Origin of the sequence: Bradyrhizobium sp. CB3481, from assembly GCF_029714305.1 — a bacterium.
In the GTDB taxonomy this organism is placed as follows: Bacteria; Pseudomonadota; Alphaproteobacteria; order Rhizobiales; family Xanthobacteraceae; genus Bradyrhizobium.
Window position 1 is genome coordinate 6,465,979 of record NZ_CP121647.1, and the last position, 18,320, is coordinate 6,484,298.

Here is an 18,320-nt window from a genome sequence, read left to right on the forward strand (position 1 = left end):
CAAGCGTGCGCTACCACGACAGGTAGCGTGACCCGATGACGGAGCTACGCTAGCTTTACGGCGCAAAGACAAAAAGACTGCACAAAAACAAAAAGGAAACGTCACAGTGTACGACTACATCATCGTCGGCGGCGGATCGGCAGGCTCGGTCATGGCCCACCGCCTTTCCGCCAGGAGCGCCAACAAGGTTCTGCTCTGCGAAGCCGGCCAGGACACGCCGCCAGGCAACGAGCCGGCCGAGATCCGCGACAGCTATCCGGGAACGGCGTATTTCGATCCGCGCTTCCACTGGACCGAACTCAAGGTCACCACCCAGGTCGTCAGTCACAACAATCCCGACGAGGCGAGGCCCCCGCTCCGTAAATATGAGCAGGCGCGCGTGCTGGGCGGCGGATCCTCCATCAACGGCCAGATGGCCAACCGCGGCGCGCCGACCGATTACAACGAGTGGGAGGCGCGCGGCGCGACGGGCTGGAGCTGGGATGACGTGCTACCCTATTTCAAGAAGGTGGAGCACGACCTCGATTTCGATGGCCCGTACCACGGCAAGGATGGCCGCATTCCCGTCCGCCGCATTCCGCAAGCGCACTGGACCAAACATAGCCAAGCGATGGCCGAGGCCTGCAAGCAGGCCGGCTTCAAATTCCTGCCTGACCAGAACGGCGAGTTTGTCGACGGCTATTTTCCGGTGACGCACTCCAACCAGGACGAGCAACGCGTCTCGGCCGCCATGGGCTATCTCGATCGCGAGACCCGCAAGCGCGCCAACTTGACCATATCGACCAACACAATAGTCAAGGAGCTGTTGTTCGAAGGCACGCAATGCGTCGGCGTCAAGGCGCTGGTCGATGGCCGCGAGCAGGAGTTCCGCGGCCGCGAAATCATCCTGTCCTGCGGTGCCATTCATTCGCCGGCGCATCTGCTGCGCGCCGGCATCGGACCGGTCGGGCATCTCAAGGACATGGGCATTCCGGTGCTCGCGGGCCTCGCCGGCGTCGGCCAGCGCCTGATGGACCATCCCTCGATCTCGCTGTCCTCCTATGTCCGCCGCGGCGCGCGCATGAATGCGCACACCAGGCGACATATGCAGATGGGGCTGCGCTACTCTTCGGGACTTCCAGGCGTCCCCGCCGGCGACATGTTCGTCGTCGTCATCACCAGGTCGGCCTGGCACGCGGTCGGCGAACAGATCGGCTCGCTGCTCACCTTCGTCAACAAGACTTATTCGGAAACCGGCCAGGTCAAGCTCGCCTCGCGCGATCCGCGGCAAGAGCCGATCGTCGAATTCAACCTGTTGTCCGACCGGCGCGATCTCGACCGCCTGATGAGCGGCTTTCGCAAGATGGCGGGCTTGCAGATGAGCGCGCCGCTCAAAGCGGTGACCGACAAACCATTCCCGGCTGCCTATTCCGACCGCGTGCGCAAGATCGGCGTGGTCAACACCAAGAACAAGATACTCACCGCCATCGCCGCCAAGCTGATGGATGGGCCGGCGGCGCTTCGCCACTACATGATCGACAATTTCGTCGTCGAAGGTTTTTCATTCGAGCAGGTCATGAACGACGACGAGGCGCTCGAAGGCTTCGTGCGCAAGGCCGCGATCGGCGTATGGCACGCCTCCTGCTCCTGCCGGATGGGCCGAGCCGACGATCCGATGGCGGTGGTGGATACGCAAGGCCGCGTCAAAGGCGTGCAAGGCCTGCGCGTGGTCGACGCCTCGATCTTCCCGGTGGTGCCCTGCGCCAACACCAATTTTCCGACGCTGATGACGGCGGAAAAGATCGCGGACGCGATGCAGTGAAAGGAGCCGGCTGCTAACTAAAGGATGATGAAATTTGCTTGATCGCGACCGTGGAAGGTGCGCTCCCTCTCCCGCTTGCGGGGGAGGGCTGGGGTGGGGGCGTCTCCGCGGGCGACACTGCCCGAGTGGAGAGAGCACCCACCCGGCGCTTCGCGCCGACCTCCCCGCAAGCGGGAGAGGTAGAGCGCGTCGACCAATTTGATCCAACCAAAAGTAATCGTGCTCTAGCCGCCGACCTGGCCGCGATGGCGAAGGAAATGGTCTGCGAGCACGCAGGCCATCATGGCTTCGCCGACCGGCACGGCGCGGATGCCGACGCAGGGATCATGGCGGCCCTTGGTCATGATGTCGGTGTCGGCGCCGGCACGATCGACCGTCTTGCGCGGTGAAAGGATCGAGGAGGTCGGCTTCACCGCAAAGCGCACCACCACCGGCTGGCCGGTCGAGATGCCGCCGAGCACGCCACCGGCGTTGTTGGACAGAAAGCGCGTGCCGTCATTGCCGGTGCGCATCTCGTCGGCGTTTTCCTCACCCGACAATTCGGCGGCGGCAAATCCCGCGCCGATCTCGACGCCCTTCACCGCATTGATGCTCATCATCGCCGCCGCCAGCTCGCCGTCGAGCTTGGCGTAGATCGGCGCGCCCCACCCCGCCGGCACGCCTTCGGCCACCACCTCGAGGACAGCGCCGATCGAGGATCCGCTTTTGCGGATGCCATCGAGATAGGTCTCGAAGAACGCCGCGCTGTCCTTGTCGGGGCAGAAGAACGGATTGCGCGAGACCTCGTCCCAGTCCCATTTGTTGCGGTCGATCTTGTGCGGGCCCATCTGCACCAGCGCGCCGCGCACCTTCACGCCGGAGAGGATCTTTCGCGCGATGGCGCCGGCCGCGACGCGGGTTGCGGTCTCACGCGCCGACGAGCGGCCGCCGCCACGATAATCGCGCAGGCCGTATTTGGCCTCGTAGGTGAAGTCGGCGTGACCGGGACGAAACTTGTCCTTGATCTCCGAATAATCCTTGGAGCGCTGGTCGGTGTTCTCGATCAACAGCGCGATCGGCGTTCCCGTCGTCACCTGCACACCAGTCTCCGGATGCGCCATCACGCCGGACAGGATTTTGACCGCATCCGGCTCCTGGCGCTGGGTGGTGAAGCGCGACTGGCCGGGGCGGCGACGATCGAGATCCTGCTGGATGTCCTCGTTGGTGAGCGGGATCAGCGGCGGGCAGCCATCGACCACGCAGCCGATTGCGACCCCGTGGCTTTCGCCGAAGGTCGTGACGCGGAACAGATGGCCGAAGGTGTTGTGGGACATAAGCGTGTCCTAACGCGGGGCTGCACGGCGGTCAAACGCGTAGACCGTCATTCCGGGATGGTCCGAAGGACCAGACCCGGAATCTCGAGATTCCGGGTTCGATGCTTCGCATCGCCCCGGAATGACGGCGTAAACGTCTTCTTTAACTATACTTCTTGAGCCCCCCGTCCCGGAACACGTAAACCGCGCCCTGCTCGATCAGAAGGTCGGCGGCGCTCGCCGGCGTTTCGATGCCGAGCGCCACCATGAGCGCCCGCGCGGTGCCGCCATGGGCCACGGCAACGGTGTCCGCGCGAACGGAATCGTACCAGTCGTGCATCCGCGCCTGCACCTCGGCGTAGGTCTCGCCGCCTTCCGGCGCCATCGTCCATTTCGCGGTCAGCCGTTTGGCGTACAGCACCGGATCGGCCGCCTGCATCTCGGCCAGGGTCGAGCCTTCCCAGACGCCGTAGCCGATCTCGCGCAGGCGGTCGTCGAGCGCGTATCCTTCCGACGGAAGCTGCAATGCCCCGCGCACCAATTCCATCGTCGTCCGCGCGCGCAACAGCGGGCTTGCGACGAATGGCAGCGCTGAAATGTCGCGGCCTTCGCGCTTGAAGAGATCGGCGAGGACAGCGCCGGCATGGACCGCCTGCCGCCGGCCAAGATCGTTCAGCGCGATGTCCCGCGTGCCCTGCAGCCTGCCTTCCGCATTCCACGACGTCTCGCCATGGCGAATGTAGTAAATAACGGGCGCAGGCATCGGACTGTCAGCTATTCCTTCGCAACCGAATGGGCGAGCAGCCCTGATTTTGGCGACATCCGCTTTCCTAGCGCGCTCTTCCGTCAAGCTTTCCTTTGGAGCCTGGAGGTACACCAGCACTCCGGCGCGGTCGAGCCTGAATCGGCTTTTCGATTAACGCCGTTTCCGCTAGGCCTCAATGGCCGGAATAGACGCGGTGACTTGGTGTTATTCCGGATAAGGCGTTCGCGCCCGACAACCCTTGCGGCATGGTACCGATGAGCGCGTTTCGTCAAAGTGTCGAAGCCATGATTCCGGCGCTCCGCCGCTATGCGCGCGCGCTGGCGCGCGATGCCGATATCGCCGACGATCTGGTGCAGGATACGCTGGTGCGCGCGCTGCGTTCGGAGCGGCTGTTTCTCGGCGGCGACGTCAGGAGCTGGCTCTATACGATCCTGACCAATCTGAACAAGAACCGGCGGCGGTCGCTGGCGCGGCGGCCGCAATTCATGCCGCTGTCGGACAACAATCCCGACGCCAGCGGCACCGAAGCCGAAGGCCGCGACATCGCCCGCGCGCTGGCGACGCTGGTGGAAGAGCAGCGCTCGGTGCTGCTCTTGGTGATGCTGGAAGGCTTAAGCTACCGCGAGGTCGCCGACATCCAGGGCGTGCCGATCGGCACCGTAATGTCCCGGCTTGCCCGCGCCCGCGCGCATGTCAAAGCTTCGCTCGAGGGTGAGCGCACGGCGCTGCGGCGGGTGAAATGAAGGCGCGAAAGAGACGGCGTGTGAAACGCGTTACGGACAGACAGACAGAGCTGGAATAGGCAGAGACGACGACAATGACCGATCGCAACATCCCCGTCACCGAAGACGAGCTGCATGCTTACGTCGACAACGAGCTGCCGGCCGAACGCCGCGGCGACGTCGAGGCGTGGCTTGCTGCGCATCCCGACGATGCCGCGCGGGTGCAGTCGTGGCGCGCGATGGCGGAAGCACTGCACGCGAGATACGATTCGGTGATCGACGAGGCCGTGCCGAAGCGGCTGGAAATCGAGCGCCTGGTGCGACAGCCGCGCCGATGGTTGGTTGGCGCGGTCGCAGCCACGCTGGCGGCCTTCATTGTCGGCGGCGGCATGGGCTGGGTGGCGCGCGGTGCGACGGCAGCCGCGCCTTCGGTGCTCCAGGCCTTCACGGTGCATGCGATCGAGGCGCACCGGCTCTACGTGGTGGAAGTCCGCCATCCCGTTGAAGTACCGGGCAGCGAACGCAGCCATCTGCAGCAGTGGCTGACCAAGCGCTGCGGCTGGGTGGTGCGCGCCCCCGAGCTGACCAACGCCGGTTTGAAGCTGGTCGGCGGCCGGCTATTGCCGAGCTCCGCGGGCCCCGCCTCCTTCATGATGTACGAGAGCGCCTCGGGCGAACGGTTCACGATCTACACGGCCAAGTCGGAAGCCGAAGCGACGCAGATGCGCTTCGCGGCGGAAGGCAAGGAAAGCACGCTGTTCTGGGCCGATGACGGGGTGGTCTACGCGGTGGTCTCGACCGGCACCGACCGGGGACGGCTGAACCAGGTCGCCCAAGCTGTCTACGATCAGATGGAGAAGAAGGGCGGCTAGGCCGCCACCGGTTCCGATCAATCGGAACCGATGCTCTGGATTCTTGCTTGACGTGTTTTCTTAACGCGAACCAGTGCCCACTTCGCTCGAAAACGCTACGCGCAGGCGCCTTGTCCCAATTCTGACATCGAAAATCTGGAATGAAACCACCAGCCGGTCTCATTAATGCACCGGGTGATCACGCGAAAATGAGTAGCGCTCGATCCGCCGATCGGCGCAAGCGGCCTCGATCGGGGTTTGGTACCGCGCTGGTCCCCCTTTCGAGGCCGCCCCTTTTCCAGAAAACCCTTAGTTTTCAGGAAGAAGCGCGGTTTTTCGGGAAGCTCCGGCTCGGACCCCGCTCTCAGTTCCACACACTATCAACGCCGCGAATCAGGCCGAATCAGCCGAGATCGCTGCGCGGATTGTAGGGATGGCTTTCGCGCCACTTTTCCATCAATGCCTCAAGCTCGGCATCGTTCCCGTCGGGTAAAATAATTCGGGTGGTCACGAACAGGTCCCCGGTGCCGCCGGGCTTGGGCAGGCCCTTGCCCTTGAGGCGGAAGGTGCGGCCGCTGGAGGTGTTCTTCGGGATCGACAGCTCGACGGCACTGCCGAGCGTGGGCACGCGGACCTTGCCGCCCAGCACGGCTTCATAAAGCGTGACGGGCAGATCGAACCGCAGATCGCTGCCGTCGACCTTGAAATGGGGATGCGGCGCGATGCTGACGGTGATCAGGAGGTCACCGGGTGGATGACCGGGCGCGGTCTCGCCCTGCCCTTTCAGCCGGATCTGCTGGCCGGCGGCGACGCCGGCGGGAATCTTGACGTTGAGCTCCCTGCCCGTCGGCAGGCGCACGCGCTTCTCCCCGCCCTTGACCGCTTCTTCCAGCGACACCGTCATGGCGACGTTCAGGTCGAGGTCGAGACCGATGCCGCCAGTATCGAATTCGAAGGTACGGCCGCCGCCCGCACGCGCGCCGCGCGCAGCGCCACCGAACATGCTGTTGAGAATGTCTTCGAAGCCCGCGCCGCCCATGCCGCTCGGACCCCCGCCGGAGCGGAAGGTATAGGACTCGAAGCCGCCCGGTCCGCCGGCGCGGCCACCCGCCCCGCCGCCGGGAAAGCCCTGGAAACGCGGCTTGCCCTCGGCGTCGATCTCGCCGCGGTCGAACTGCTTGCGCTTGTCCTCGTCGCCGATGATCTCGTTGGCCGAATTGATCTCGGCAAAGCGCGCCGCCGCCTTCGGATCATTCTTGTTGTTGTCGGGGTGGTGTTTCTTGGCGAGCTTGCGATAGGCACTCTTGATCGCCGCAGCGCTGGCGCCCCGCGGCACCCCCAAGACCTCATAGGGGTCGCGCATCCGTCACGTCTCCTTCACGGAAATTCAGTTCTAGAGCTTAGGGCAATTCGCCCGCTTTGGCTTCATCTGGTGAGCCAGTTGCATTTTTGCAACGGCTGAACGAGCAAACTTATCCTCTCGTCCAGGGCTTGATGGTATGAATTTCCCACCGCCCCTGGCCCGCCTTGCAGGCGGCCCCCTGCAGCCAGCTTTCCGAACGGCCGTTGACGTAGCTCGCCAGAAAATCCCGGCAGGTGCGGCCGTCTTCCGCGGAATAGGCCTGCGACAGCGGCGTCACCGAGCCGCGCGCGCCGGTCTCCGGATTTTCCCAGGGCTGGCTGGTATCCTTGTCGCCCTTGGTTAGCACGTCGGAGGCGGCGGTGCGGGCAAAGGCGAGATCGCTCTCGGTCGGCGCCGGCGGGGCAGCCGCCTGCCTGCCCAGCGTGCCGGTGACGTCCTTATCGAGCCTGGCGTAGGCATCGGGGCGCGACAGGCTGCAGCCACTGGTGCCGACTCCGATCAAAATCAATGTCATTGCCGCACGCGTAGACCCGATCGCCGATAGGCCAATGCGTCCCCATGCCCTATATAGGGCTTGCCCGTAAGTGGGCTGCAACGCGCTCTGGGACGCGAGGGTACGCAACTGGGACTCCTGCCATGACGGACACGACCTCCATCAAACACCCAGCACCGTTAACATCGGGTGATTTTACCGCGGCCGGGGAACCGTTTGCGCTGTTCGCCGAATGGTTTGCGGAAGCCGCGAAATCCGAGCCGAACGATCCCAACGCTATGGCGCTGGCGACCGTCGATCCCGATGGGCTGCCGGATGTCCGGATGGTGCTGCTGAAGGGCTATGACGCTGATGGTTTCGTGTTCTACAGCCATATCGCCAGCCAGAAGGGCCGCGAGCTCGCCGCAAATCCTAAGGCGGCTTTACTATTTCACTGGAAGTCGCTGCGCCGCCAGGTCCGCATCCGCGGCAGCGTGACGCCGGTGACCGATGCGGAGGCCGACGCCTATTTCGCCACCCGGCCGAAGCAGGCGCAGATCGGCGCCTGGGCCAGCAAGCAGTCGCAGCCGCTGGAAAGCCGCTTCGCCTTCGAGCAGGCGATCGCGCTGGTCGCCGCCAAGCATGTCATCGGCGAAGTGCCGCGGCCGCCCGGCTGGAGCGGCTGGCGCATCACGCCGGCGCGCATCGAATTCTGGCACGACCGCCCGTTCCGCCTGCACGACCGCATCGAATTCCGCCGCGATGCGCCTGGACAAGCATGGAGCAAGGTACGGCTCTATCCTTGACGCCATACGCACGCGACGACGTTCAAAGTTGAAAGACCTGCATGCCCGCTTCATCCAATGCGCCACGGCGCACGCTGCTTCTGACCGGTGCCAGCCGCGGCATCGGCCACGCCACCGCGATCCGGTTTTCCTCAGCCGGCTGGCGCGTCATCACCTGCTCGCGGCATGCCTTTCCGGAAATCTGTCCATGGGGCGCTGGCCCTGAAGATCACATCGAGGTCGACCTCGGCAGCCACGACGACACCGTGCGCGCGATTTCCGAAATCCGCCGGCGGCTGGAAAACGACGAGCTGCACGCGCTCGTCAACAACGCCGCGATCTCGCCGAAGGCCCCGGACGGCGGGCGGCTCGGCACCATGGACACCGACATCGAAACCTGGACCCACGTCTTTCACGTCAACTTCTTCGCGCCGGTCATGATCGCGCGCGGCCTGATCGAGGAGTTGAAGCATGCGCGGGGCGCGGTGGTGAACGTCACCTCGATCGCCGGCTCGCGCGTGCACCCGTTCGCGGGCGCGGCCTACGCGACGTCAAAGGCGGCGCTCGCCGCACTGACGCGCGAGATGGCTTCCGATTTCGGCCGCGTCGGCGTGCGCGTCAATTCGATCGCGCCGGGCGAGATCGACACCTCGATCCTCTCCCCGGGCACCGAGAAGATCGTCGAACAGCAGATTCCGATGCACCGGCTCGGCACGCCGGACGAGGTCGCGAAGATCATCTATGTGCTGTGCACGGAAACCAGCTCTTACGTGAACGGCGCCGAGATCCACATCAACGGCGGCCAGCACGTGTAGTGCTGCGCATCTCGTAGGATGGGTAGAGCGCAGCGAAACCCATCAATCGGCTCACGATGCAGCGATGGGTATCGCTTCGCTCCACCCATCCTACGCAAAAACGCAAAGCCTGCCGTTCACTCCGCGCGAAGTTTTCGCTGCACGGTGCGCAGACTGGCAGCGGCAATATTGAACGTGCTCGAACACTCGTCCTCGTTCTCACCGTCTGCCAGCGCCGCACCGCAGTGCCGGCAAAGCCGCGTCGAGAATGCCTGCGCCTTGTCACCGGTGCGGCCCTGCTGATAGCGCGCCAGATCGATGACATTGCGTGGCGACATTATGAGTTTCTCAACCATTGGATCCTCGCGGCCTGAGACACATGTTATCGCAGACAAGTTTCGACCATTCGTTCAGCCCACCGCTCAAATTTTAGCGGTGAGGTTGAGCCGATCTTTCGCACGCCGGGAACCGCGAGAAGCTGCCGCTCACAGCCACTTCTTCCACTTGAAGATAAAGTACGGCAGCACGGCTGCCATGAGCATCATGAACAGCGCCAGCGGATAGCCGTGCGGCCATTCGAGTTCCGGCATCGCCTTGAAGTTCATGCCGTAGATCGAGGCGATCAGGGTCGGCGGCATTAGGACAACAGCCATCACCGAGAACAGCTTGATGATGTTGTTCTGCTCGAGATTGACGACGCCGAGCATGGCGTCGAGCGTAAAGGTGATCTTGTTGGAGAGATAGGAGGCGTGGTCGGTCAGGGAGACGACGTCGCGCTGCATGGTCTTGAGCTGCTCGCGCATGTCCTTGGACCATTTGACGCCTTCCACCACCGCCGACAGGAAGGCGACGACGCGACCGATCGAGACCAGGCTTTCGCGGATCTTGGAGACCAGGTCGCCCTTGCGTCCGATCGCGATCAGGATCTGCGAGTATCGCTTGGCCTGTCCGTGGCGCGCGCTCTCGGGCTCGAAGATGTCATGGGAGACCTGGTCGACCTCGGCGCCGGCACGCTCCAGAATGTCGGCGCAGCGGTCGATCACCGCATCGAGCAGTTCCATCATGACCATTTCGCCGGGGATGCCCGGCATGCATGAGCGCGCCAGCTTGTGCTCGATCAGGGCAAACGGCTTCGGCTCGTCGTAGCGGACGGTGACCAGGCGGTGACCGGCCAGGATGAACGTCACGGCCGTGGTCTTCGGCATGTTGGTGTCGGAATTGCACATCAGCGTCGCGGTCATGTAGCGGGCGCCGTTCTCGATATAGAGACGACTGGAAATCTCGATTTCCTGCATGTCCTCCCGCGTCGGGATCGCGATCCCGGCCAGCCGTTCGACCGCGCGATCCTCCTCCGCCGTCGGGTTCAACAGGTCGATCCAGACCGCGTTGTCCGGCAGCGCCGCCGGGTCCATGGCGGGAAGCTTCTTGAGGGCGGCTCCGGCAGGAACAAAGACCGAAAACATGAGCAACTCCGGAACGGGGCGACAGGCCGTTGTTCTGACGCGCATTCATCACGCGAACCGGTACCCATTTCCCTGTAAAACGCCATCGGTACCAGCGGCACTAAACCCGATTCTGGCAAGCGCTTCATGACCCCTGGATTAACCGGCGGTCCATATTTGTGGCGGTGAGGTGGCGCCGGCGCGGCCTTGATCAGGCTGGGGCGTACCCTGTGACCCGAAAACAACCGGCGGTCGCAGATGTTGCGGCACAAAAGCCACAGCTGACCTTCCGCAGCGCCGAACGGGGCCGCAAATGCTGGCTTATCGGACGGTAATTGCGGATAATGGGATTAATGGAATCGTCGCGTTTCGGGCGCAAGATTGGCCCACGAACGCCAGACTTTCGATTGGAAGTGTACCATGTCGTCGTTGAAAGTAATCCTGGGGCTGCTCGCCGCCGGCCTTGCGTTGTCTGGTTGCATGCCTGCGACCACCTATCAGGCCGCCCCTGAAGCTACCCTCAAGCCGAACGACAAGGCTCAGCTCGCCAAGGCGCGCTATGCCGCCGTTCCAGTGGCCGAGCCGTTCCGCCGCGCCATTGTCGACTATCACCGCAAGGAACTGCCCGGCACGATCGTCGTCGATTCCGACAACCACTATCTCTATCTGGTCCAGGACGGCGGCAAGGCGATCCGTTACGGCGTCACCGTCGGCGAGGAAGCGCTCGCGTTCTCCGGCATTGCAAAGGTCGGCAATATGGCTGAATGGCCGAAATGGACGCCGACTGCGGACATCCACAAGCGTATCGAAGGCCTGCCCGCCTCGGTGCCCGGCGGTGTCGATAATCCGCTCGGCGCCCGCGCGCTGTACCTCTATCAGGGCAACCGCGACACGTTGTTCCGCATCCACGGCACCAACCAGCCGGAATATATCGGCGCGTCGATCTCGTCGGGCTGCATCCGCATGACTAACGAGGACGTCATCGACCTCTACAGCCGCGTCAAGCAGGGCACCGTCGTCGTCGTGCTCGAGCCGAAGCAGGGTGACTCGCCGTACAATTCCAAGATGGCGCTGCAGGGCGGCGCCCAACCCGGCTCGATGCAATAGCTGCCATCCGCCACAGCGAATTCCAAGACCAAATCCAGGATCAAGAGCGCCGGTTTTGCCGGCGCTTTTTCTTTGCGGGCTTCTCCTCGCGTCGCGGCTCGGCCTCCTCCGATTTCTCGGCGTCCGGATTTTCCGCATCGGATTTTTCAGCCTCCGGCTTGCCGGCGGCCGGCTTGGCGGCTTTCGACTTGGCGTCTTCCGGCTTGGCATCTTCCGGCTTGGCGGCAACCTCGCGCGGCGGCGCTTCCTCGGGACGCTCGGCCGGCAATAGCGGGGCCTTCTGCGGCAGCGGGTCCAATACGTCCCACTGGCAGATCCGGTAATTGCCGCGCCGCTCCATCAGGTCGAGATGGATATGGTCCTCGTGATACCAGTCCGAACTCGGACCGAGCACGGTCGAGAACCGCGCGCAGGCCGAATGCAGCACGGTCTCGCGCAGTTGCCGCGGCACGGTGCGGTCGGTCAGCGAGACCGAGGTGCCATCGGCGAGCTTGAAGCCGCGCACGTCGAGCGCGTTGGCGCGGCCGTGCTCGGAAAGTTTTGCGCCGACGATCCGGTTGCGGCCGCGGCACTCGAACGAATCGAAATTGTCGATTTCAGCGACCGCGCCGCCGAGCCGCTGCGCCAGCGGCGCGATGTCGCTGCGGATCCAGCTGGCGACCGCGGAAGCCATGGCACAGCGCAGGATCGCCGCCGGCTTCACCGAAACCCGCCGCTTGTCCGGCAGTACGACCGCCTCCAGCCGCACCAGATCCTCACCGCCGCAGCCGCCAGCGCCGCGAATGTCGGGGATGCTCGGCGCTATCGCGATGTCGTCGGTCAGCGCCAGCCGACAGGCCGATGGCTGTGGCGTAGGCTGGGGCGCCGGTGTCGCCTGCTCCTTTGCCTTGTCCGTAGCCTTGTCCTTCTCGGGGGATGCCTGGTCCTTGTCGGTATCTTCGTCGCTCTCGGCAGAAGGCGCCTCGGCCGGACGTGGCTTTGGCAGCGGCACGACGGCATGACGCGCCTTGCCTCGCGCACGCGGCTCCAAATGGCTGAACAGGTTGTCCCACGGCCCGCGCGATGCCTTCGCCGCCAACGCCGGCTCGGCTGGCATGCCAAGCAGCATCGCCACCGCAGCGGCGGTAACCATTGCTGCTCCGATGCGGCCAAAGGCGCCACTAGCCCATTTTCGGCTTGCTTTCCGCGCGGTAAAGTTCATGTCAATTCCATGAACCCAACCGCCGGTCGGCTCGTAGAGGGAGCAGATCGCGGTAAAGAACAGACCATTGGAGGAAACTGGGTATGCTCGGATTGATGCAAGACTGGCCTTTGCTGTGCCACCGGATTATCGAACACGCGGCGAAGTATCACGGCACGCAAGAGGTCGTCACGCGGTCCGTCGAAGGTCCCATTCATCGCACCAATTACGCCGAAATTCATGCACGCGCGCTGAAAGTATCGCAACGGCTCGACCGCGACGGCATCAAGCTCGGCGACCGCGTCGCCACCATCGCCTGGAATACCTGGCGCCATCTCGAGTGCTGGTACGGCATCATGGGCATCGGCGCGATCTGCCACACCGTCAATCCCCGGCTTTTCCCCGACCAGATCGCCTGGATCATCAACCATGCGCAGGACCGCGTGGTGATGACCGACATCACCTTCGTGCCGATCCTGGAAAAGCTCGCCGACAGCCTGCCGAGCGTCGAGCGCTATGTCGTGCTGACCGACAAGGCACACATGCCGCAGACCACGCTGAAGAACGTGATCGCCTATGAGGACTGGATCGGCGAAGTCGACGGCAAGTTCACGTGGAAGGACTTTGACGAAAATACCGCCGCCGCGATGTGCTACACCTCTGGCACCACGGGCGATCCGAAGGGCGTGTTGTATTCGCATCGCTCCAACGTGCTGCACGGGCTGATGGCCAACAATGTCGATGCCCTCGGCACCAGCGCCGCCGAGACAATGCTGCCGGTGGTGCCGTTGTTCCATGCCAACAGCTGGGGCATCGCGTTCTCCGCGCCTTCGATGGGCACCAAGCTGGTGATGCCCGGTCCCAAGCTCGACGGCGCTTCCGTCTATGAGTTGCTCGAGACCGAGAAGGTCACGCATACCGCCGGGGTGCCGACCGTGTGGCTGATGCTGCTCAACCACATGGCGGCCCATCATCTGAAGCTGCCCCACCTCAAGAGCGTGGTGTGCGGCGGCTCGGCGATGCCGCGCTCGATGATCAAGGCGTTCGTCGACATGGGCGTTCGCGTGCGCCATGCCTGGGGCATGACCGAGATGAGCCCGATCGGCACGGTCGCGGCGCTGAAGCCGCCGTTTGCCGAACTCACCGGCGAGGAGCAGCTCGACATCCTGCAAACGCAGGGCTACCCGCCGTTCGGTGTCGAGATGAAGATCACCGACGATGCCGGCAAGGAACTGCCGTGGGACGGCAAGACCTTTGGCCGCCTCAAGGTCTCCGGCCCTGCGGTCGCCAAGGCCTATTTCAAGCTCGATAGCAGTATCCTCGACGAGGAAGGCTTCTTCGACACCGGCGACGTCGCCACCATCGACCAACACGGCTACATGCGCATCACCGATCGCTCCAAGGACGTGATCAAGTCCGGCGGTGAATGGATTTCATCGATCGACCTGGAGAACCTCGCGGTCGGCCATCCCGCAGTCGCGGAAGCCGCCGTCATCGGCGTCTATCATCCCAAATGGGACGAGCGCCCGCTCCTGATCGTCCAGCTCAAGGCTGGCCAAAAGGCGACGAGCGAGGACATCCTGAAGTTCATGGAAGGCAAGATCGCCAAATGGTGGATGCCCGACGATGTCGCCTTCGTCGACGGCATTCCCCACACTGCGACCGGCAAGATCCTGAAGACCGCGCTCCGCGAGCAGTTCAAGAGCTACCGCTTCCCGAACGCGGCGGCGTGAAGCACGGCTGTCCCTTCCCCGTCGGAAGGGGCGGTTCAACAAAAATGCCGGCGTGAAGGGGAATTTCACGCCGGCTTTTTCTTATTTCGAACTCATAATTTTCCGCAGGAAGCGCCGCGCGCTGCCCACCGTTTCGCCGCTTCATGTCAGCCGGGGGTTCCCGGAGCGCCTGAGTTCATGGCCGCGCAGACGACCGGTATGGGCTGAGAACGCGTAAAACGGCGCCGTTTGCGGCAAATGGACGCCGTCCCATGATCGGGAATATCGATGCAATTGGCGGGCGCACGTAGCGCGCCCGTCCGGAAATCAGCGCGAGAGCGCCAGCGCGTCGAGTTGTCGCTGCGCGTCGGGCTCGCCCCATTCCTTGGCCCGCTGATACCACATGCGGGCCTGCGCGATATCGGCGAGCGGTCCATCGGCGCCGATCTGCTTGAGCCGCGCCGGATCGTAGGTCGAGCCGACCAGCAGCGCCGCACGCGCGTCCCGTGCCTCGGCGCCGCGCAGCAGCAACAGCCGCGCCGACTGGACGTCGCCGGCAGAGAGCAGATCCTGTCCGCGCTTGATCAGGGCGGCGATTTCCTTGGGATCGAGGCTACGCACGACCTCCGGCCGCGGCGCGGCGGCCAGGGCCGGCGCCGAAGGTACGGCCGTGGCGACGGCGACAGGCGCCGCTGCAGCTACCGGTGGAGCAACGACAGCGACCGGCGGTGCAATGACCGGCGGCGGCGGGGCAACGACCGGCGGCGGCGCGGCCGGCGCTGCAGCGACCGGCACTGGCGCCCAGGTCAGCCGCGTCGACGTGCCCGTGAGCGCGGCGCCGCTGCCGTCACGCAGTTCGGCCGTCACCAGCATCTGTCCGCTAAAGCCATCCGGTGGAATAACCGATACGCCGGAAATTTCGGTCGCCGACACGCGCCACTCGCCCGGACCGACGCGCCGGCCCGATGTCAGCCGTGCACCGGCGGACAATCCAGCGATCGATACATAGGCGTCAGGCGGCGGAGAGCCGACATGAATTCCGAGCGGCACCGGATCATTGGTGAAGCCGCTGCCGTCCTGCACGGCCAGGGTCGCGGTGCGCCGCGGCGGCGGCGAGGGTTGCTGCGCCGGCAGCACCGAGGATTTCACGGACTGCCAAGCGGCCGACAGGGACGCGTTTTCCTGGTTGGCGGGGCGCTGCGATGACGGAATGGCCATGACGAGAAGCATCGCGATGCTGGCCGCAATCGCCACCGCGATCGAGAAACGGATCACCTGCTGCAGCAAGGCGCGGCGGCCCGACAGGTCGCGGAGCACGGACGGCGCTTCGACGGGCACGTTGTCCCTCGCCTCCTGCATCGCCTGCGCGACGGCTTTGGTGAACATTTCGGAATCCTGGCGGCGCGCCGGCTTGGCAAGCGGCTGCAACGGCGGTCCTTCCGTCTGCACCCGCGGACGCCAGCCATCATCATTCTTCATGAGCAACGGATCCGCCTGCTCACTTTTTGCCCGTTCCCTCAACTCACGCGGCGCATAATATGCCGGGTCGTTCGGGCCGACATATCCTTCGTGCTTTGCATCACTCATACTGAACACTCGCCCTCGTGGGGCCTTCCGCCAGCCCCGCGGACGTATGCCGATTGCACCCTATGCGATCCTAGAACTCCCGGAGCGCAACCGCAATTTTTTTGCGAATCTGCCCGCAACCAAGGATAAGGAGTGGTTGAGATCACCCTGCAGCGCTTCCGGCTGACACCCGCCGTTTCCCCAATGGTTGGCGTTCGCCGACGTCCCGTGCAGGACAGTCCCGTGTTACGGCAAATATGCCAACCCGGCGGCAAGAGGTAGACGAAAGTTGGGCCGACTTCAATCTACAACTAATAATCACTTTACGTGGATGGTTAACCTATGGAGTTGCCGCAACAAAACGATTGATCGACTGATATTGCGTGCAAAACCTTGAAATTCGCGCCATGCCGTGGTCTCAAGCTGCGGGTTTGCAACCCGGCCCGCCCGCCCCGTTCGGGCTCCAACACGGCAGATTTTGACCGATGGCCCGAAGGTTTTCCGCTCCCTACCAGACGGAGCCCGTGTCCAGCCTAGCCACCTGGTCGCGTAACCTGGCCATCTTCGCCGTGGTGGCGGTCGTCGTCTCGATCCTGATCGTCCGCTTCGGCTTCCTGGAGATGAAGCCGGCGCTGGCGACCTTTTTCGGCGCGCTCGGCTGCGCCGTGCTTTCCATCCTGGTCGGCCTCGCCGCCTTTGCCGCGATCTGGCAGAACGGCTCGCGCGGGATGGGGCGGATCCTGCTGGCATTCCTGATCAATGCCGCGCTGCTTGCCTACCCCGCCTATCTTGCCTTGCAATACCGCAAGCTGCCGGCGATCCACGACATCACCACCGATCCGGTCGATCCGCCGCGCTTCGAGGCGCTGGCGCGGCTGCGCAGCGGCGACGGCACCAACTCCGCGGTTTATGCCGGGCTCTATTCGGCCGAGCAGCAGCGGACCGCCTACCCCGACATCGAGACGGTGGAGCTCGAAGTGCCGCCGCAGCGGGCCTATGAAGTGGCGCTGGCGCTGGTCACCAAGCGCAAATGGCTCGTCATCGACGAGCGGCCGCCGCAGCCGCCACGCCGCATCGGCCGCATCGAGGCGGTGGCGCGGACGCCGATCATGGGATTTCGCGAGGACGTCTCGATCCGCATCACGCCCGACGGCGACGAGTCGCGGGTCGATATCCGCTCATCCTCGCGCTATTTCGAAAGCGATCTCGGCAGCAACGCCGCGCGCGTTTCCAAGCTGATCGAGGACATCAACACAGCCGTCGACAATGCCAAGCCGGCGGCAAAGAAGCCGCAGGCACCGGCCAAGGTGCCGGCGAAGACGGTGAAGAAGTGACGCGATAGCGTCATTCCGGGGCATCGCGGAGCGATGAACCCGGAATCTCGAGATTCCGGGTCTGGTGCTAACGCACCATCCCGGAATGACGGTTGCTGGATCAAGCTAGCCGATACGTCCCACCGATCACCGGATCGCCATCAGTCGCCACGATCCCGCGCGCGACCAAATCTTCCAGATGGGCCAGCACGGAATAGCCGGCGGCGCCCGTCAGCCGCGGATCGATGCCGATATAGATCGCGCGCACCATGGTCGGGATGTCGGCTTCGCCCTTGCCGAGGCGGTGCAGGATCGACGCCTCGCGGGCCTGGCGGTGCCGGGTCAGGAAGCGGACATAACGCGGCCCTTCCGGAATCTCCGGGCCATGGCCTGAGAAATACAGATCCTCCTCGCGGGCTTCCAATCGCGCCAGCGAGGCCATGTAGTCGATCATCGAGCCGTCCGGTGGCGCCACGATCGAGGTCGACCAGCCCATCACGTGATCGCCGACGAAATTGATCTTTCGCTCGGGCCAGGCGAACGCCAGATGATTGGCGGTGTGGCCGGGGGTCGCCACCGCCTCCAGCGCCCAGCCCTGCCCTTCGATGACGTCACCGTCCCTGACCTCGATGTCGGGCCGGAAATCGCGGTCAGCACCGGACTCCGGATTATGCTTCTCGCTCTCGAAGCGCGGCCGCGAGGCGCGGTGCGGCCCTTCGGCATAAACAGGCGCGCCGGTCGCCGCCTTGATCCGCGCGGCATTCGGCGAGTGGTCGCGATGGGTGTGGGTGACGAGAATATGCGTCACGGTCTCGCCGCTGATAGCATCGAGCAGCGCCTTGGCATGCGCTTCGTCATCGGGCCCGGGATCGATGATCGCGACGTTGCCCTTGCCGACGATGTAGCTGACCGTGCCCGTAAAAGTGAACGGGCTCGGATTGTTGCAGAGAACGCGCCGCACGCCGGGCCGCACCTCGTCGGCGACGCCGGGCTTCAGCGGGAAATCGCGGTTGAACGGGATGTCGTCGTTGTCGGCCATTTTGAGAAGCTCGGGTTGCGGTCTCGTAGGATGGGTAGAGCGCAGCGAAACCCATCATGCCGCGCATAGCGGAGCGATAAGATGGGTTTCGCTTCGCTCTACCCATCCTACGCTG

Annotated in this window: 17 protein-coding genes; 8 read left to right on the plus strand and 9 right to left on the minus strand. The window is 64.2% G+C overall.

Translation table 11 applies throughout. The features are described from left to right. Nucleotides 1-106 precede the first annotated feature (106 nt). On the plus strand, nucleotides 107-1,801 hold the full coding sequence (locus QA643_RS31350; RefSeq protein ID WP_283029527.1) for a GMC family oxidoreductase N-terminal domain-containing protein: 1,695 nt from the start codon (nucleotides 107-109) through the stop codon (nucleotides 1,799-1,801). A 224-nt stretch (nucleotides 1,802-2,025) separates the two neighbouring features. Here QA643_RS31350 and aroC read toward each other — a convergent pair whose 3' ends face one another. Next, nucleotides 2,026-3,114: a chorismate synthase gene (gene aroC / locus QA643_RS31355; protein WP_283029528.1), complete on the minus strand. Its 1,089-nt coding sequence runs from the start codon at nucleotides 3,112-3,114 to the stop codon at nucleotides 2,026-2,028. A 142-nt stretch (nucleotides 3,115-3,256) separates the two neighbouring features. Further along, entirely contained in the window at nucleotides 3,257-3,856 is a 600-nt protein-coding gene (locus QA643_RS31360; protein WP_283029529.1) for a histidine phosphatase family protein, read from the minus strand. Between the two features lie 257 nt (nucleotides 3,857-4,113). Here QA643_RS31360 and QA643_RS31365 point away from each other — a divergent pair, with 257 nt between their 5' ends. Then, on the plus strand, nucleotides 4,114-4,602 hold the full coding sequence (locus QA643_RS31365) for an RNA polymerase sigma factor (protein WP_283029530.1): 489 nt from the start codon (nucleotides 4,114-4,116) through the stop codon (nucleotides 4,600-4,602). Between the two features lie 74 nt (nucleotides 4,603-4,676). Next, nucleotides 4,677-5,453 (plus strand): anti-sigma factor, encoded by a 777-nt coding sequence (locus QA643_RS31370; RefSeq protein ID WP_283029531.1) that lies wholly within the window; start codon nucleotides 4,677-4,679, stop codon nucleotides 5,451-5,453. Nucleotides 5,454-5,835: 382 nt separating this feature from the next. Here QA643_RS31370 and QA643_RS31375 read toward each other — a convergent pair whose 3' ends face one another. Together QA643_RS31375 and QA643_RS31380 are read right to left on the minus strand one after the other, a co-directional pair. Further along, the gene (locus tag QA643_RS31375; RefSeq protein ID WP_283029532.1) at nucleotides 5,836-6,795 is read right to left on the minus strand and encodes a J domain-containing protein; all 960 of its coding nucleotides are present in this window, start codon (nucleotides 6,793-6,795) and stop codon (nucleotides 5,836-5,838) included. Between the two features lie 109 nt (nucleotides 6,796-6,904). Further along, complete coding sequence (locus tag QA643_RS31380; protein WP_283029533.1) at nucleotides 6,905-7,309, minus strand: RT0821/Lpp0805 family surface protein; 405 nt, start codon at nucleotides 7,307-7,309, stop codon at nucleotides 6,905-6,907. Between the two features lie 122 nt (nucleotides 7,310-7,431). Here QA643_RS31380 and pdxH point away from each other — a divergent pair, with 122 nt between their 5' ends. After that, the gene (gene pdxH / locus QA643_RS31385) at nucleotides 7,432-8,073 is read left to right on the plus strand and encodes a pyridoxamine 5'-phosphate oxidase (protein WP_283029534.1); all 642 of its coding nucleotides are present in this window, start codon (nucleotides 7,432-7,434) and stop codon (nucleotides 8,071-8,073) included. A gap of 41 nt (nucleotides 8,074-8,114) precedes the next feature. Beyond that, nucleotides 8,115-8,867, plus strand: coding sequence for an SDR family oxidoreductase (locus QA643_RS31390; RefSeq protein WP_283029535.1), 753 nt, complete (start codon nucleotides 8,115-8,117; stop codon nucleotides 8,865-8,867). 116 nt (nucleotides 8,868-8,983) lie between these two features. Here the strand turns inward: QA643_RS31390 and QA643_RS31395 are convergent, their stop codons facing one another. Together QA643_RS31395 and QA643_RS31400 are read right to left on the minus strand one after the other, a co-directional pair. Next, on the minus strand, nucleotides 8,984-9,202 hold the full coding sequence (locus QA643_RS31395; protein WP_283029536.1) for a hypothetical protein: 219 nt from the start codon (nucleotides 9,200-9,202) through the stop codon (nucleotides 8,984-8,986). Between the two features lie 129 nt (nucleotides 9,203-9,331). Further along, a complete protein-coding gene (locus QA643_RS31400; RefSeq protein WP_283029537.1) occupies nucleotides 9,332-10,309 on the minus strand; it encodes a magnesium transporter CorA family protein in 978 nt (325 codons plus the stop codon). A 399-nt stretch (nucleotides 10,310-10,708) separates the two neighbouring features. On the opposite strand from QA643_RS31400, the gene QA643_RS31405 reads away from it, so the two are divergent. Then, nucleotides 10,709-11,395, plus strand: a complete 687-nt coding sequence (locus QA643_RS31405) for a L,D-transpeptidase (RefSeq protein ID WP_283029538.1) — start codon at nucleotides 10,709-10,711, stop codon at nucleotides 11,393-11,395. Nucleotides 11,396-11,435: 40 nt separating this feature from the next. Here the strand turns inward: QA643_RS31405 and QA643_RS31410 are convergent, their stop codons facing one another. Then, entirely contained in the window at nucleotides 11,436-12,596 is a 1,161-nt protein-coding gene (locus QA643_RS31410; protein WP_283029539.1) for an extensin family protein, read from the minus strand. 83 nt (nucleotides 12,597-12,679) lie between these two features. Here QA643_RS31410 and QA643_RS31415 point away from each other — a divergent pair, with 83 nt between their 5' ends. Continuing rightward, nucleotides 12,680-14,308, plus strand: a complete 1,629-nt coding sequence (locus QA643_RS31415; RefSeq protein WP_283029540.1) for a fatty-acid--CoA ligase — start codon at nucleotides 12,680-12,682, stop codon at nucleotides 14,306-14,308. 306 nt (nucleotides 14,309-14,614) lie between these two features. Here the strand turns inward: QA643_RS31415 and QA643_RS31420 are convergent, their stop codons facing one another. Continuing rightward, complete coding sequence (locus QA643_RS31420) at nucleotides 14,615-15,766, minus strand: hypothetical protein (protein WP_283029541.1); 1,152 nt, start codon at nucleotides 15,764-15,766, stop codon at nucleotides 14,615-14,617. 572 nt (nucleotides 15,767-16,338) lie between these two features. Between QA643_RS31420 and QA643_RS31425 the strand changes: the two genes are divergently transcribed. Then, the gene (locus tag QA643_RS31425) at nucleotides 16,339-17,187 is read left to right on the plus strand and encodes a DUF1499 domain-containing protein (protein WP_283029542.1); all 849 of its coding nucleotides are present in this window, start codon (nucleotides 16,339-16,341) and stop codon (nucleotides 17,185-17,187) included. 100 nt (nucleotides 17,188-17,287) lie between these two features. Here QA643_RS31425 and QA643_RS31430 read toward each other — a convergent pair whose 3' ends face one another. After that, complete coding sequence (locus QA643_RS31430) at nucleotides 17,288-18,205, minus strand: MBL fold metallo-hydrolase (protein ID WP_283029543.1); 918 nt, start codon at nucleotides 18,203-18,205, stop codon at nucleotides 17,288-17,290. Nucleotides 18,206-18,320: the final 115 nt, after the last annotated feature.